The organism is Erythrobacter sp., from assembly GCF_040217515.1.
Classification (GTDB): Bacteria; Pseudomonadota; Alphaproteobacteria; order Sphingomonadales; family Sphingomonadaceae; genus Erythrobacter.
In genome coordinates, this window is the sequence record NZ_JAVJPT010000006.1 from 15,906 (window position 1) to 30,162 (window position 14,257).

Sequence of the window (14,257 nt, forward strand, 5' to 3'; positions counted from 1 at the left end):
CGGCCTGCACGCAATGAAGCGCCTCTTCGCCAATATCGGCTGGCTTCTGGGCGGGCGCGGCTTCAATGCCGCGATGAGCCTGGTCTATATCTATCTCGCCACCAACACGCTCGGGATCGAGAGCTTCGGCCATTTCGCGATCATCGTGGCGCTGGGCCAGACGGTCACCGGCCTTGCCAATTTCCAGACCTGGCAATTCATCGTGCGCTGGGGGGCGAACGGGCGCAGCCTCGATGGAGGCGGTGCACCCGCTCCGCCTACAATGGACCCGGCGCGCGCCGCCGATGCGACCGGCTTTGCCATTGCGCTGGACCTGCTTTCGGTCGTCATGGGAACGCTGGCCGCCGCCATCCTGGTCTACACCGCGCCGCTCTGGCTGCCTTTGCCCGAAGACCTGTTGTGGGTCGCTTTCGGCTATTGCGTCGTCTCGCTGCTGGCGATCCGCACCACGCCGACGGGCCTGCTGCGCCTGCGATTCCGCTATGCCAGCGCGACCGCCGCCGAAGCCGTCCAGCCTGCGATCCGCGCGGGCGGAGCGGTGATCGCAGTGTTCGTGATGCCCGACGTGCTCGGCTTCATCCTCGCCTGGGCGGTGGCGGAGATCGCGGTCGCCATCGCCTTGTGGATCGTCGCGGCGCGCGATGCGCCGATCGACCTGTCCGCGCTCAGCCTCACCCGCATCCCCGCGCGCCATCCCGATGCGTGGCGGTTCGTGTGGTCGACCAACATGACGGGCACGCTGAGCATTGCGGGCAAGCAGGTGATCCTCCTGCTCGTCGGCACGTTCGGCGGGGCCGCGCTCGCGGGCGGTTTCCGGGTCGCGGCGCAATTGGGGCAGGCGCTGGTGACGCTCGCCCAGACCATTTCCAAGGCGATCCTGCCCGAGCTGGTCCATGACGAGGAAAACGCGCTGGAGATCGCCCGGCGCATGGCGAATATCGCGGTGGTCGCTGGCGTGATCGCGGTGGTAACGGCCCTGCTCGGCGGACGCTGGGCGCTGGGCATCATCGCGGAGGAAGATTTCAGCGCCTATTACTGGGCGATGGTGATCCTTTCGATCGCGGGCGCGGTCGAACTGGTCGGGGCGAGCCTTGAATCGCTGCTGGTATCGGCAGGCCGCGCGGGGACGGCCTTCATCGTGCGCGCCGTTCCCACCGTGCTGGCGCTCGTCCTGCTCGACGTGGCGATCGACTGGAACGGGGCGAAGGGCGCGGCTTTCGCCGTGCTGGGGGCAAGCAGCCTTGCCGTTATCGGCTTCTACGTGGCGATTTTGAACCTCAAGGAAATCCGCATCTTCGTGGGCGAGGCCATGGACGCGGAAAGGACGGAGGCGGAGCCGGAGGAAACCCGGCCCCGCCCCTGACGCTTACGCTTCCTCGGTCCAGCTCAGCTTGGGCTTCCTCGCCGCGGTCGTTTCGTCGAGGCGGCGGCGCGGGGCGTAATAGGGCGCTTGGCGGAGCGTCTGGTCGCCCGCCTTGGCCCGCTCGACCACCGAACGCAGGGCGGTGATGAACTGGTCGAGATTGGCCTTGCTCTCGGTCTCGGTCGGCTCGACCAGCATCGCGCCGTGGACCACCAGCGGGAAATAGACCGTCATCGGGTGGAAGCCCTCGTCGATCAGCCCCTTGGCGAGGTCGAGCGTGGAAAGGTCGCCTTCGAAATCGCGATCCCCGAACAGGACCTCGTGCATGCACGGGCCGCTATCCGCGAAGGGCGCGTGGAGGATGTCCTCCATCGAGCGCAGGATGTAATTGGCGTTGAGCACCGCGTCCTCGGCGACCTGCTTGAGCCCGTCGGCGCCATGGCTGAGCATGTAGGTCAGCGCACGGGTGAACATGCCCATCTGGCCGTGGAACGCCGTCATCCGGCCGAAGCTGGGGCCGCGTTCCTCGCGGTTTTCCTCTTCGACAAGGTAGTAGCTGTCGCCGCCTGACCCGGACCCCGATCCGGGTTCTTTCTTGACGAAGGGCAGCGGGGCGAAGGGGGCAAGCGCTTCGGAAAAGACCACCGGGCCCGAGCCCGGTCCGCCGCCGCCATGCGGGGTGGAGAAGGTCTTGTGCAGGTTGATGTGCATCGCATCGACACCGAGATCGCCCGGGCGCACCCGGCCGACGATGGCGTTGAAATTGGCCCCGTCGCAATAGACATAGCCGCCCGCCTCGTGGACGGCATCGGCGATGGTGCGGAAGTCCTTTTCGAACAGGCCGCAGGTGTTCGGGTTGGTGATCATCACCCCCGCGACATCCGGGCCGAGCCGGGCCTTGAGCTTTTCGACATCGACGCGGCCCTCTTCGGTCGCGGGAATGTCCTCGACGCGGTAGCCGGCAAAGGCGGCGGTGGCGGGGTTCGTGCCGTGCGCGCTTTCGGGGACGAGCACGACTTCGCGCGCATCGCCCCGCGCCACATGCGCGGCGCGGATCGCGAGGATGCCGCACAATTCGCCATGCGCCCCCGCCTTGGGGCTCATCGCGACGCCCGGCATGCCGGTCAGCTTCATCAGCCACTCGCCGAGTTCCTCGATCACCTGCAGCGCGCCCTGCACGGTCTGCTGCGGGGCGAGCGGGTGGATGTCGGCGAAACCGGGCAGGCGCGCGAGCTTTTCGTTGAGCCGCGGATTGTGCTTCATCGTGCAGCTTCCCAGCGGGAAGAAGCCGAGATCGATGCCGTAATTCTGGCGCGACAGGCGGGTGTAATGGCGCACCGTCTCCGGCTCGGTCAGGCCGACGAGGCCGATCGGTTCGGAGCGTTCGAACCCGCCCAGCCGGTTGGGCGCGTTCTCGTCGATTTCGGGCAGGTCCACCCCGGTCGTCTCGGCATGGCCGATCTCGAACAAGAGCGGTTCCTCGAGCATGAGAGCGCGATTGCCGGTCGTCGTGGCGGGGCCGTTATGCATCCCGTCCTCGGCGACTTCCATGGCGGGCTTCCATCCGGACTTGTTGGGCGCGTTCATCAGGCGGTCTCCTTGACCAGGGTTTCGAGTTCGCTGGCGAGCGTTTCGATGTCTTCTTCGCTCGTCATCTCGGTCACGGCGACGAGCAGGGCGTGTTCGAGCGCCTCGACCCCGGGATAGAGCCGGCCGAGCGACACCCCGCCAAGCACGCCCCTGTCGGCAAGGTCGCGCACGATCTCGCGCGCCGGCTTGCCGCCCAGCATCAGGGTGAATTCGTTGAAGAAGCTGTTGTTGAGCACGTCCACGCCCGGAACCTGCGCCAGCCGGTCGGCGGCACGGCAGGCGAGGCGGTGGTTTTCCGCTGCCAGTTCGCGCAGGCCCTTTTCCCCGAGCAGGGTCATGTGGACGTTGAAGGCCAGCGCGCACAGCCCGGAATTGGTGCAGATATTGCTCGTCGCCTTTTCGCGCCGGATATGCTGTTCGCGGGTCGAAAGCGTCAGCACGAAACCGCGCCGTCCCTCCGCATCGACCGTTTCTCCGCACAGGCGGCCCGGCATCTGGCGCACATGCTTGGGGTCGCGCACGGCGAACAGGCCGAGATAGGGCCCGCCGAATTGCAGGCCGACACCGATCGACTGGCCTTCGCCGACAACGAAGTCCGCGCCCATTTCGCCGGGCGATTTGAGCGCACCCAGCGCGACGGGCTCGGTGTTGACCGCGACCAGCAGCGCGCCTTTTTCATGCGCGGCGTCGGCGACTTTCGACAGGTCGCACACGCGCCCGAGGATATCGGGATATTGCACCACGACGCAGGCCGTGTCCTCGTCGATGCGGGCGATCAGCCCGTCGAGGTCGACGTCCGGCGTGATCGCGGGGTGCGCGTCCGCTATCTCGTCGCCGGTGAACTGGGCCATGGTCTTGACGACTTCCGCATAATGCGGGTGGAGCGAGCCGGACAGGACCGCGCGCTTGCGCTTGGTTACGCGGGTCGCCATCGCCACCGCTTCCCAGCACGCGGTCGAGCCATCATAGAGCGAGGCGTTCGCCACCGCGCAGCCATACAGCCGCGCGACCTGGGTCTGGAACTCGAACAGCATCTGCAGCGTGCCCTGCGCGATTTCGGGCTGGTAGGGCGTGTAGGCGGTGAGGAACTCGCCGCGCTGGATCACCGTGTCGACCGTAGCGGGGACGTGGTGGCGATAGGCGCCTGCGCCAAGGAAGAAGGGCGCGTCACCCGCCGCGAGGTTCTTCGCCGCGCGCGCCTTCATGTGGCGTTCGACCGACATCTCGCCGGCATGCATCGGAAGTCCGTGGATCGGCCCGTCGAGCTGGGCCACTTCGGGCACGTCGACGAACAGGTCGTCGATCGATTTCGCGCCGATTTTCTCCAGCATTTCGCTGCGATCGGTATCGGTGAGAGGAAGGTAACGCATGGTTTCGAGCCCTGTTGAGTGGAGAGGTGGGCGGCGGGGGAAGCTACGAAAGGCGAGCCTCAAAGGTTGGCGAGAAATTCCTTGTAGGCGTCCTCGTCCATCAGCCCTTCGAGCTCGCTTTCGTCGGCGACATTGACGCGGAAGAACCAGCCGTCTTCCTCGGGCGAGGAATTGACGAGGCCCGGTTCGTCCTCGAGCGTCGAATTGATCTCGGTCACCTCGCCGCTGATGGGCGCATAGACATCGCTCGCCGCCTTGACGGATTCGACCACGGCGGCTTCCTTGCCCTTTTCGACTTCGTCGCCGACCGCGGGCAGTTCCACGAAGACGATGTCGCCCAATTGGTCCTGGGCATATTCGGTGATGCCGACGGTGGCGCTGTCGCCTTCGGCATCGATCCATTCGTGTTCATCGGTGAAGTAACGCGGCATCGATCAGCTCCCTCGGTAATAACGATGCGGGACAAAGGGCATGGGTGAGACTTTCGCGGGCAGGCGCTTGTTCCTGACCTCGATTTCGAGCGCCGTTCCCTCGGCGGCGTAGTCCGCGCCGACATAGGCCATGGCTATGGGGCGCTGAAGCGTGGGCGAAAAGCCGCCACTGGTGACTTTCCCGACCAGTTCCTCGCCAGCATAGACCGGGGCGCCTTCGCGCGCGGGCAGGCGCCCATCGATCGCGAGGCCGACGCGCGTGCTGGCACAGCCGTCCTTGAGCTTCACCGCGCAGGCCCGGTGGCCCATCCACCCGCCCGCCTCGCGGCGCTTCTTCGACAGGGCAAAGCCGAGCCCGGCGGTGACGGGATCGATTTCCGTGGTGAGGTCGTGGCCGTAGAGCGGCAGGCCCGCCTCGAGCCGCAGCGAATCCCGCGCGCCAAGCCCTGCGGGCCTGACCCGGTCGTCGGCAACCAGTGCATCGGCCAGCGCCTCGGCCTTGTCGGCATGGACGGAAATTTCGAAGCCGTCCTCGCCTGTATAGCCCGCACGGCTGATCCACAGGGGCGTGGTCGTTCCGTCGGGTGCAGGCCAGTCGAAGGCGGCGGCGCGCATGAAGGTCAGCGCGCCCGTGCCGGGAACCAGCGCATCGAGCACTTCGGCGGCCTTGGGGCCCTGCAGCGCAAGCAGGGCCTGGTCATCGTAATGGGTGAGCGTGACCGCGTCGGGCAGGTGTTCGCGCAAATGGGCGATATCGTCCCACTTGGTCGCCCCGTTCACCACCAGCGCGATATGCGCGCCGGTATTGGTGATCATCAGGTCATCGATGACCCCCCCCGCCTCGGTCAGCAGCAGCGAATAGCGCATCCGCCCCTCGCCCAGCGACCTGACCGAGCCGGGAACGAGCTTTTCGAGTTCAGCGGCCGCGTTCTCGCCGGAAACCGAAAGCTGGCCCATATGCGAGACATCGAACAGGCTCGCGCTCTCGCGCGTCCAGTTGTGCTCGGCAACGATGCCTCCGCCCCCATGCTCGCCGGCATATTGGATCGGCATTTCATAGCCCGCGAACGGGACCATGCGCGCACCATGCGCCCGATGCCACGCATCGAGCGCCAGGGAGCCCAGGGGCTGTTCGTCTTCGGGTGTTTCGTCGCTCAAATCATGTCCCCGTCAGCTCGCGGCAGGTTGCGAACGCCGTGCGGCGTCCTTGCGTTCCTGCCCCCTCTGTCGGGAAACCTGAGAGCTTAGCATTGCGCCGTCACTGGCGCGCCGCATTCCCCTTCGGTGGTGACGGTGCATGGGGAATGGGCCCGTGCGCCGACACGCTTTCCAGAGTGCCCATGGCTTTCGCGGTCCTTTGGCCTGAGAGTTTCCGGGGCGGTTGCTCCTTCGGCGCCATGCCCCCTGCCGCGACCTGTGCCGAAGCGTGGGGACCAGTCTCTCCCGCGAAAGACACCGGAATCGCTTCCGGCAAGCAAGTGTCATCTTGCGTATGCGAAGACTTCGGTCAACGCTGCACGCATTATTTCACGGCTCCTTTTCGACCAGACGAAAGATTGATGCGGATAAGCCACAGTCTCAGTCGAGATTCGGCCTGAGCCAGCGCTCCGCCGTGGCAAGATCGACCCCGCGCCGCGCGGCGTAATCCTCCAGCTGATCCTTCCCGATTCGCGCGACGCCGAAATAGGCGCTTTCGGGATGGGCGAAGTAAAATCCGGAAACGGCAGCGGTGGGATACATCGCGAAGCTCTCGGTGAGTTCCAGCCCGACATTCTCCTGCGCATTCAGGAGGTCGAACAGCATGGGCTTCAGCGAATGGTCCGGGCACGCCGGATAGCCGGGCGCCGGTCGGATGCCGCGATATTGCTCCTTGATCAGCGCCTCGTTGGTGAACTGTTCGTCCGGGGCATAGCCCCACAGATCGGTGCGGACATGCTGGTGGAGCCGTTCGGCAAAGGCCTCGGCGAACCGGTCGGCCAGCGCTTTCAGGAGGATGTCGGAATAGTCGTCCTTGTCCGCCTGGAAACGCTCGACATGCGGGTCGATCCCGTGGATGCCGACCGCGAAGCCGCCGATCCAGTCGCCTTCGGGGGAGACGAAATCGGCCAGGCACATGTTGGGGCGCTCGCGGCTCTTCTTCACCTGCTGGCGCAGGAAAGGCAGGCGCACTTCACCGCTCGACCCGTTGGCGCGCGAGGGATCGTGGATCGTCACGTCGTCGCCCTCGCGCACGCAGGGCCACAGGCCGGCAACGCCGCGCGCGGTGAGCCATTTCTCGGAGATGATTTTCTCCAGCATGGCATCGGCATCGGCCTTCAGGCTGCGGGCGGTTTCGCCCACCACGTCGTCTTCGAGGATGGCGGGATAATTGCCGTGCAGTTCCCAGGCCCGGAAGAAGGGCGTCCAGTCGATATATTCGGCGAGTTCGGCAAGGTCCCAGTCGTCATAGACATGCAGGCCCGGCTTTTGCGGGGCGACCGGCTTCTCCGGCTCGGGCGCGGTAAAGGCATTGGCACGCGCCTCGTCCAGGCTCATCAGCTCGCTCTGACCCTTGTTCGCGCGGGTATCGCGGACCTTTTCGTAGTCATTGGCGGTCTGCTCGACGAATTCGTCGCGCTGCGTGTCCGAAAGCAGCCGCGAGGCGACCCCGACCGCGCGGCTCGCATCGAGTACGTGGATGACCGGGCCTTCATAGGCCGGGTCGATCTTCAGGGCGGTGTGCACCTTGCTGGTCGTCGCCCCGCCGATCAGCAGCGGCATCGTCATTTCGGCGCGCTGCATTTCCTCGGCCACCGTCACCATCTCGTCCAGCGACGGCGTGATGAGGCCCGACAGGCCGATCATGTCGGCCTTGTTGTCATTGGCGGATTTGAGGATGTCGGACCACGGCACCATGACGCCAAGGTCGATCACGTCATAGCCGTTGCACTGGAGCACGACGCCGACGATGTTTTTGCCGATATCGTGCACGTCGCCCTTGACCGTGGCCATGATTACCTTGCCCTTGGCCTTGCGCTCGGCTTCGGGGAGGAGGTCCTTTTCGGCCTCGATATAGGGGATGAGGTGGGCGACCGCCTTCTTCATCACGCGCGCCGATTTCACCACCTGCGGCAGGAACATCTTGCCCGATCCGAACAGGTCGCCGACGACGTTCATGCCGTCCATCAGCGGGCCTTCGATCACCTCGATGGGCCTGCCGCCGCGCTCTTCGGTGGCGGCGCGCATTTCCTCGGTGTCGTCGACGATATGGGCGTCGATGCCCTTGACCAGCGCGTGTTCGAGCCGTTTTTCGACCGCCCAGCCGCGCCATTCGGCAGCCTGCTTGTCGTCTTCCTTCGACTTGCCCTTGTAGCTTTCGGCGAGGTTGATCAGCCGTTCGGTCGCCGTATCCTCACCTTCCACCGGCCGGTTGAGGATCACGTCCTCGCAGGCATCGCGCAAGGTGGGGTCGATCGTATCGTAGACGTCCAATTGCCCCGCATTGACGATCGCCATGTCGAGCCCGGCGGGGATCGCATGGTAGAGGAACACCGAGTGCATCGCCCGGCGCACGGTTTCATTGCCGCGGAAGCTGAAGGAGAGGTTGGAGAGGCCGCCCGATGTCTTGGCGTGGGGGCACAGCTCCTTGATCTCCTTGACCGCCTCGATGAAGTCGAGGCCGTAGCGGTCATGCTCCTCGATGCCCGTGGCGACCGCGAAGATATTGGGGTCGAAGATGATGTCCTCGGGCGGGAAGCCTTCTGCCACCAGCAGGTCATAGGCGCGCTTGCAGATCTCGACCTTGCGCTCCTTGGTATCGGCCTGCCCGACCTCGTCGAAGGCCATGACCACGACGGCCGCGCCATAGGCCATGCAGATACGGGCGTGTTCGAGGAAAGCCTCCTCGCCCTCTTTCATGCTGATCGAATTGACGATCGGCTTGCCCGAGACACATTTCAGTCCGGCCTCGATCACCTCGAATTTCGAGGAATCGACCATGACGGGCACGCGCGCGATGTCGGGCTCGGCGGCGATCAGCTTGAGGAAGGTCGTCATCGCCTCGACCGCGTCGAGAAGGCCTTCGTCCATGTTGACGTCGATCACCTGCGCGCCGTTTTCGACCTGCTGGCGCGCGACCTCGACGGCGGTGGTGTAATCGCCGCTCATGATGAGCTTCTTGAACCGGGCCGAGCCGGTGACATTGGTGCGCTCACCGATATTGATGAAGCGCGAAATCGAGCTTTGTTCGTTCATGTTCAGGCAGCAACCACGAAGGATTCAAGGCCGGCCAATCGCATGGCGACCTGCGGAGAGGGAATGGAACGGGGAGAGACGCCTTCGACCGCTTTCGCGATCGCGGCGATGTGTTCGGGGCTGGAGCCGCAGCATCCGCCCAGCACGTTGACCTGGCCGTTTGCCGCCCAGTCCGCGACGAAGCCCGCGGTCGTCTCGGGCGCCTCGTCATATTCGCCCAGTTCATTGGGAAGCCCGGCATTGGGGTAGACCATCAGCAGGGTGTCGGCGAGGCCGGAGAGCGATTTGACATGCGGGCGCAGCTGTTCCGCGCCGAAGGAGCAGTTCAATCCGATCGTCACCGGCTTGGCATGGCGCACGGCGTGCCAGAAGGCATCGACCGTGTGGCCCGAGAGATTCCGGCCCGAAAGGTCGGTCAGCGTCATCGAGATCATCACCGGCACCTCGCGGCCGAGGTCACGCTCGAGCTTCTTGACCGCCATCACGCCCGCCTTGGCGTTCAATGTGTCGAACACGGTCTCGATCAGGATGAAATCGCACCCGCCCTCGACAAGGCCCTTGGCCTGTTCGTGATAGACATCGACCAGCTCGTCGAAGTCGATCTCGCGAAAACCCGGGTCCTCGACGTCGGGGCTTAGCGACAGGGTCTTGTTGGTCGGCCCGATCGCGCCTGCGACGAAGCGCGGGCGGCCATCCTTTGCCTCGTATTCGTCGCAAAGCTCGCGCGCGATCTTGCCGGAGGCGACGTTGATGTCGGTGACCTTGCTTTCGGCCTTGTAATCGGCCTGGCTGATGCGGTTGGCCGAGAAGGTGTTGGTCGAAACCACGTCGGACCCCGCATCGAGATAGGACCGCGTAATATCCGCGATCACGTCGGGCCGGGTGAGCGCGAGGATGTCGTTATTGCCCTTCTGGTCGGCGGGCAGGCCGAGATCGCCCGCATAATCCTCTTCGGACAATTTACGGTTCTGGATCTGCGTCCCGAACGCGCCGTCGGAAATCAGCACGCGCTTCGCGGCTTCGGCGAGGAAGGACTGGCGGGCCTTGGAGGGTGCGAGACTCATGCGGCTTCTCCCGTGACGGCGGCGGCCTGCGACTGGGCGGCTTGCGCGGCCGGACGTTTGCCGAGCATGTGGCAGATGGCATAAGCGAGGTCGGGCCGGTTCAGCGTGTAGAAGTGGAAATTGCGCACCCCGCCTGCATAGAGCCGGCGGCACAGTTCGGCGGCAACGGTCGCGGCGACGAGCTGGCGCGCGGCGGGCTTTTCGTCGAGGCCTTCGAACAGGCCGTCCATCCAGTCGGGAATGATCGCCCCGCAGGCGCCCGCGAATTTCCGCGCCGTGGCGACATTGGTGACCGGCAGGATGCCCGGGATGACCAGCTTGTCGATCCCGCTCGCGGCGAGCTTGTCGCGATATTCGAAGAACGTCTCTGGCGAAAAGAAGAACTGCGTGATCGCGCGGCTCGCGCCCGCATCGAGCTTGCGCTTCAAATGGTCGATGCAGCCTTGCGGGCAGTCGGCATCGGGATGGGTTTCGGGATAGGCCGCGACCGAAATGTCGAAATCGGCGATTTCCTTCAGCCCCTTCACCAATTCGGCGGCGCCGGCATAGCCTTCGGGATGCGGGGTGAAGGGCGCGCCGGGCTCGCCCGCATCGCCGCGCAGGGCGACGATATGGCGCACCCCCGCTTCCCAATATTGTTCCGCGACCTCGCGGATCTCCGCCTTCGACGCGCCGACACAGGTCAGGTGCGCGGCGGCGGGCAGGCCCGCTTCCCTGATGATGCGCGAAACCGTCGCATGGGTCCGCTCACGCGTGGAACCCCCCGCGCCATAGGTGACCGAAACGAATTCGGGGCCGAGCACTTTCAACTGCTGGACCGCATCCCACAGCTGGTTTTCCATCTTCTCGTTCTTGGGCGGGAAGAATTCGAAGCTCACGTCCACGTCTCCGGGCAGGCCGGAGAAAAGCGGCGTGTCGAGCGCGGTGCGGTGTTCGTGAAGCTGATCGAGAGTGGGGGTCATGATGGAAACGCCTTTCCGGGCGGGTTTCAGGAGGTGGTTGCGGTTTCGGTTGCTTGTGCAGGCACGTCGGCGGGGACGGATGCGGCGCGCCCGGGCGGCTTGTCGCCGCGCGCGCCCGTGCCGCCCGACGCACCGCGGCGCGTGCCGAGCCAGATCTTGACGACCAGCTCGCCGCCTTCGAGCGCGATCGGATCGGCGGGCACGAAGCCGGACCCTTCGAGCAGGCTCGCGATATGCGCATCGGCAAAGCCGAGCCGGGCATGCTGGTGGCGGGTGCGCAATTCCTCGCGGTCGTGGCTGGCGAAATCGACGATCGCGATCCGCCCCTGCCCGCGCGTGACGCGGCCCGCTTCGGCCAGCGGCAGTGCGGGATCGGGCGCAAAATGGAGCACTTGGTGGAGCATGACCGTGTCGAAGCTCGCCGCCTCGAACGGGAGGTCGGCGAAATCGCCCTGGACAAGATCGACCCGCGCGGCAGGCAGGTGCTGCAGCCTGGCCCGGGCGACGCGCAGCATTTCCAGGTTCCGGTCGAGCGCGACGATCCGTTCGGCATGGTCGCCGAACATCTCGGCGATCCGGCCGGTGCCCGTCCCGATATCGAGCATCGCGCCGAGCGGCGCGTCGCCGAGCGCGGCGAGCAGCGCCTGCTCGACCTGTTCGTCCGGGCTGTGAAGCGCGCGCAATTCGTCCCACTCGCCGGCATGGCGCGCGAAATAGGCATGGGCGATCTCGTCGCGGGCAGAACGGATCGCGGCAAGCTTGCGGCGGTCGGCTTCGCACTGGGCGGCGAAATCGGTATCCTCTGCCTCCGCCACGGCGAGCAGCGCCTCGAGCGATTCGATCACCGGCGCATCCACGCCCGGCCCGGCGCGGCTGCGCAGGAATACCCAGCTGCCTTCGCGGCGGCGTTCGGCAAGGCCTGCATCGCACAGGATGCCGACATGGCGCGAGACGCGCGGCTGGCTTTGCCCGAGCACCTGCGCCAGTTCGCCCACGGCCAGCTCCATCGCCGAAAGAAGCCGGGCGATCCGCAGCCGAGTCGGGTCGGCAAGGGCCTTGAAGAGCGCGTCCATCTGCATCGCAGGCCAACCATATAAAGATATTTTTATATGTGTAAATCCGCGAAGGCGCGCAAATTTGTTCCCCGCGCCGCTCAGCGCCCTTGCGCGAGCAGCCTTTCGTAATGCGCCCGCAACGTATCCTCGCCGAATTCCGGGGTCGCGCGGTCCGAATATTCGCCGCTGTCGGGGTCGAGCACGAGCATGCTCTCGGTCGCGTAATAATGCGCGATGCGGGCATATTCGCTTTTCTCGGCGAACCATTCGGCAAACGGAGCGCCAAGGCCGAGCACGCGCGAGGCGAGGGTGAACATGCGTGGCGGGACGGACTTGAACGCAGGCTCGCGCCCCGCCAGCTCGCACAGCATCGTGCCCTGCTCCTTCAGGCTGATCGCGGGACCCGGTCCGCCTATGGGCAGGATCGCATCGCGCTTGTTCGGATCGGTGACGCACAGCGCGAGGAAGCGGCCGAGATCGCGGTCGCTGATCGGCTTGCACGCGGTCAGTTCCCCGTCCCCGAAGATCAGGAAGGGCTTTCCCGCGCGGACCCGTTCGACCTGGCCGGAGAGCGATTTGAAAAAGGCCGTGGGCCGCACGATCGTTTGGGCGAGCGGGCTTTGCTTCAGCCGCGCCTCGAAGCGGAGCTTTTCATGCTGGAAAGCCAGTTTCGGCCGCTGGACGCAGATTGCCGAAAGCAGGATGAAATGGTCGGCCCCGGCCGCTTCGGCCGCTTCGAGCAGGGCGAGATTGGCGTCGTGATCGACCCGTTTGGAATCCCGCGGAGAGCCCGAGCGAGAAGCGATACAGGACATCACGACCTGCGCTTCGCTCCCGGCGAAACGCTCGGCGAGCGCGGCCGTGTCGCCAAGGTCGGCGAAATGCACCGCGCAGCCATCACCCTCGAGCGCCATGGCGGCCTCGCGGGCGGAGGCGCTCTCTCTCAGCACGCAGGTGACATGATGCCCCGCATCCACAAGCGCGCGCGCCGCCGCGCGGCCGATCGTGCCGCTTGCTCCTGCCAACAGGACCCTGCGCGCGCTGCTGTCTGCCATGATCCGCGACCCCTCTTCGTCCCTTGCGCGAGAGGGCTGTCATGGACAAGGCGCGGCGCGCTTGTCAAAGCCCGCTTTCCGGGGAAGGTCAGGGCGCGCCAGTCCCGGCTTCGAGCGCTGCGAGGATCGCATCCCAGCGCACCAGCTTGAAATTCTGCGCCGCGGGCGGGTTGATGCCGTCCTGCGCGACGAACAGGCCATCCGGGAAATCGGGCCCGAAGGAGCGCGGGTCGAGTTCGATCCCGTCGGTTTCCTCGGCGCTGCCGAAGGTCCCGGCGGCAATGCGAAAGCGCCCCACCGGCTCCATGCCCGGCAGGCGGAAGACCGCAAAGGCGTTGTCCCCCTGCGAACTGGCGACAAGCCAGCCGCCCTCTTCGCCTTCCTCGGCCAGCGCGAGCCCCTCGACATCGGCGACGAGCAGGCGATTGTCGACACGGGCGACCAGCTCCTTCGCCCCCGTGTCCGTGTCGATCGCCCAGATGCCGGCGGCTTCCTCGCCGACATAGAGCGTGCCCGTGCGGGTATCGACGACGCAGCCTTCGGGCTGGGAGGGAACGGTGGTGAGCGTTTCGGTCGTGCCCGCGTAACCGCCGCGCGCGCTGACGATGGTCGTGCGGTAGATCACCCCGTTTTTCGGCGCGCTGTAGACCGGGATCGTGCCGTCCGGTTTCGGAGCGCCGATGCAGATGCCATAGCCCTCGCCCGGCCCGACCTCGATCCGCTCCGCCCGTGTCAGCGCACCGCTTGAGGGATCGAGCAGGGCGAGCTGGATGTGCGCCGTGGCGGGATCGGTCCGATCGCTCGCGGCGACGAGCACGCGCCCCTTGCCGAGATCGACGAGATCGACATTGTTGAGCAGCCCGCCCTGCGAAAAGGCGAGTTCGCGGCCTGCAAGGTCGTAGACATGCAGCCCGGCTTTCTTGTCGGTCCCGACAATCAGGCTTTTGGCCGGGTCGTCCGGATTGCGCCAGATCGCCGGATCGTCGGCCGCATCGTCATTTGCCGTGCCCACGGGCTTGGTCTCGGCGACGGCCGTCACCCTCACCGCCGGGTCCCCCGTGACGGGGATGGAGGCGCAGGCGGCCGCGATTGCGAGCGAGACGAGCGAAAAGGCGTGGAAGGGTCTGATCATGG

General features: G+C 65.9%; 11 protein-coding genes and 1 riboswitch. Of the genes, 1 reads left to right on the forward strand and 10 read right to left on the reverse strand.

Features of this window, described 5'->3' with window-relative positions:
* The first annotated feature begins 13 nt into the window (after positions 1 to 13).
* Complete coding sequence (locus RIB52_RS08260; protein WP_350174818.1) at positions 14 to 1,363, forward strand: lipopolysaccharide biosynthesis protein; 1,350 nt, start codon at positions 14 to 16, stop codon at positions 1,361 to 1,363.
* Between the two features lie 3 nt (positions 1,364 to 1,366).
* Here RIB52_RS08260 and gcvPB read toward each other — a convergent pair whose 3' ends face one another.
* The 10 genes from gcvPB to RIB52_RS08310 form a co-directional block, all read right to left on the reverse strand.
* Positions 1,367 to 2,950, reverse strand: coding sequence for an aminomethyl-transferring glycine dehydrogenase subunit GcvPB (gcvPB, locus tag RIB52_RS08265; RefSeq protein WP_350174820.1), 1,584 nt, complete (start codon positions 2,948 to 2,950; stop codon positions 1,367 to 1,369).
* Positions 2,950 to 4,323: an aminomethyl-transferring glycine dehydrogenase subunit GcvPA gene (gene gcvPA, locus RIB52_RS08270; RefSeq protein ID WP_350174822.1), complete on the reverse strand. Its 1,374-nt coding sequence runs from the start codon at positions 4,321 to 4,323 to the stop codon at positions 2,950 to 2,952. The genes gcvPB and gcvPA overlap by 1 nt, the downstream gene beginning before the upstream one ends.
* 59 nt (positions 4,324 to 4,382) lie before the next feature.
* The gene (gene gcvH, locus RIB52_RS08275; protein ID WP_350174824.1) at positions 4,383 to 4,754 is read right to left on the reverse strand and encodes a glycine cleavage system protein GcvH; all 372 of its coding nucleotides are present in this window, start codon (positions 4,752 to 4,754) and stop codon (positions 4,383 to 4,385) included.
* Positions 4,755 to 4,757: 3 nt separating this feature from the next.
* Complete coding sequence (gcvT, locus tag RIB52_RS08280) at positions 4,758 to 5,912, reverse strand: glycine cleavage system aminomethyltransferase GcvT (protein ID WP_350174826.1); 1,155 nt, start codon at positions 5,910 to 5,912, stop codon at positions 4,758 to 4,760.
* Between the two features lie 182 nt (positions 5,913 to 6,094).
* A riboswitch (glycine riboswitch) is annotated at positions 6,095 to 6,210 on the reverse strand.
* Between the two features lie 122 nt (positions 6,211 to 6,332).
* Positions 6,333 to 8,987, reverse strand: coding sequence for a methionine synthase (gene metH / locus RIB52_RS08285; protein WP_350174828.1), 2,655 nt, complete (start codon positions 8,985 to 8,987; stop codon positions 6,333 to 6,335).
* A 2-nt stretch (positions 8,988 to 8,989) separates the two neighbouring features.
* Positions 8,990 to 10,051 (reverse strand): homocysteine S-methyltransferase family protein, encoded by a 1,062-nt coding sequence (locus RIB52_RS08290; protein ID WP_350174830.1) that lies wholly within the window; start codon positions 10,049 to 10,051, stop codon positions 8,990 to 8,992.
* Positions 10,048 to 11,013, reverse strand: coding sequence for a methylenetetrahydrofolate reductase [NAD(P)H] (metF, locus tag RIB52_RS08295; RefSeq protein WP_350174832.1), 966 nt, complete (start codon positions 11,011 to 11,013; stop codon positions 10,048 to 10,050). The genes RIB52_RS08290 and metF overlap by 4 nt, the downstream gene beginning before the upstream one ends.
* A gap of 26 nt (positions 11,014 to 11,039) precedes the next feature.
* On the reverse strand, positions 11,040 to 12,092 hold the full coding sequence (locus RIB52_RS08300) for an ArsR/SmtB family transcription factor (protein ID WP_350174834.1): 1,053 nt from the start codon (positions 12,090 to 12,092) through the stop codon (positions 11,040 to 11,042).
* A 74-nt stretch (positions 12,093 to 12,166) separates the two neighbouring features.
* Positions 12,167 to 13,123 carry an NAD(P)H-binding protein gene (locus tag RIB52_RS08305; RefSeq protein WP_350174836.1) on the reverse strand — a complete coding sequence of 319 codons (957 nt, stop codon included), beginning with the start codon at positions 13,121 to 13,123 and terminating at the stop codon, positions 12,167 to 12,169.
* Between the two features lie 88 nt (positions 13,124 to 13,211).
* Positions 13,212 to 14,255: a phytase gene (locus RIB52_RS08310; protein ID WP_350174838.1), complete on the reverse strand. Its 1,044-nt coding sequence runs from the start codon at positions 14,253 to 14,255 to the stop codon at positions 13,212 to 13,214.
* Positions 14,256 to 14,257: the final 2 nt, after the last annotated feature.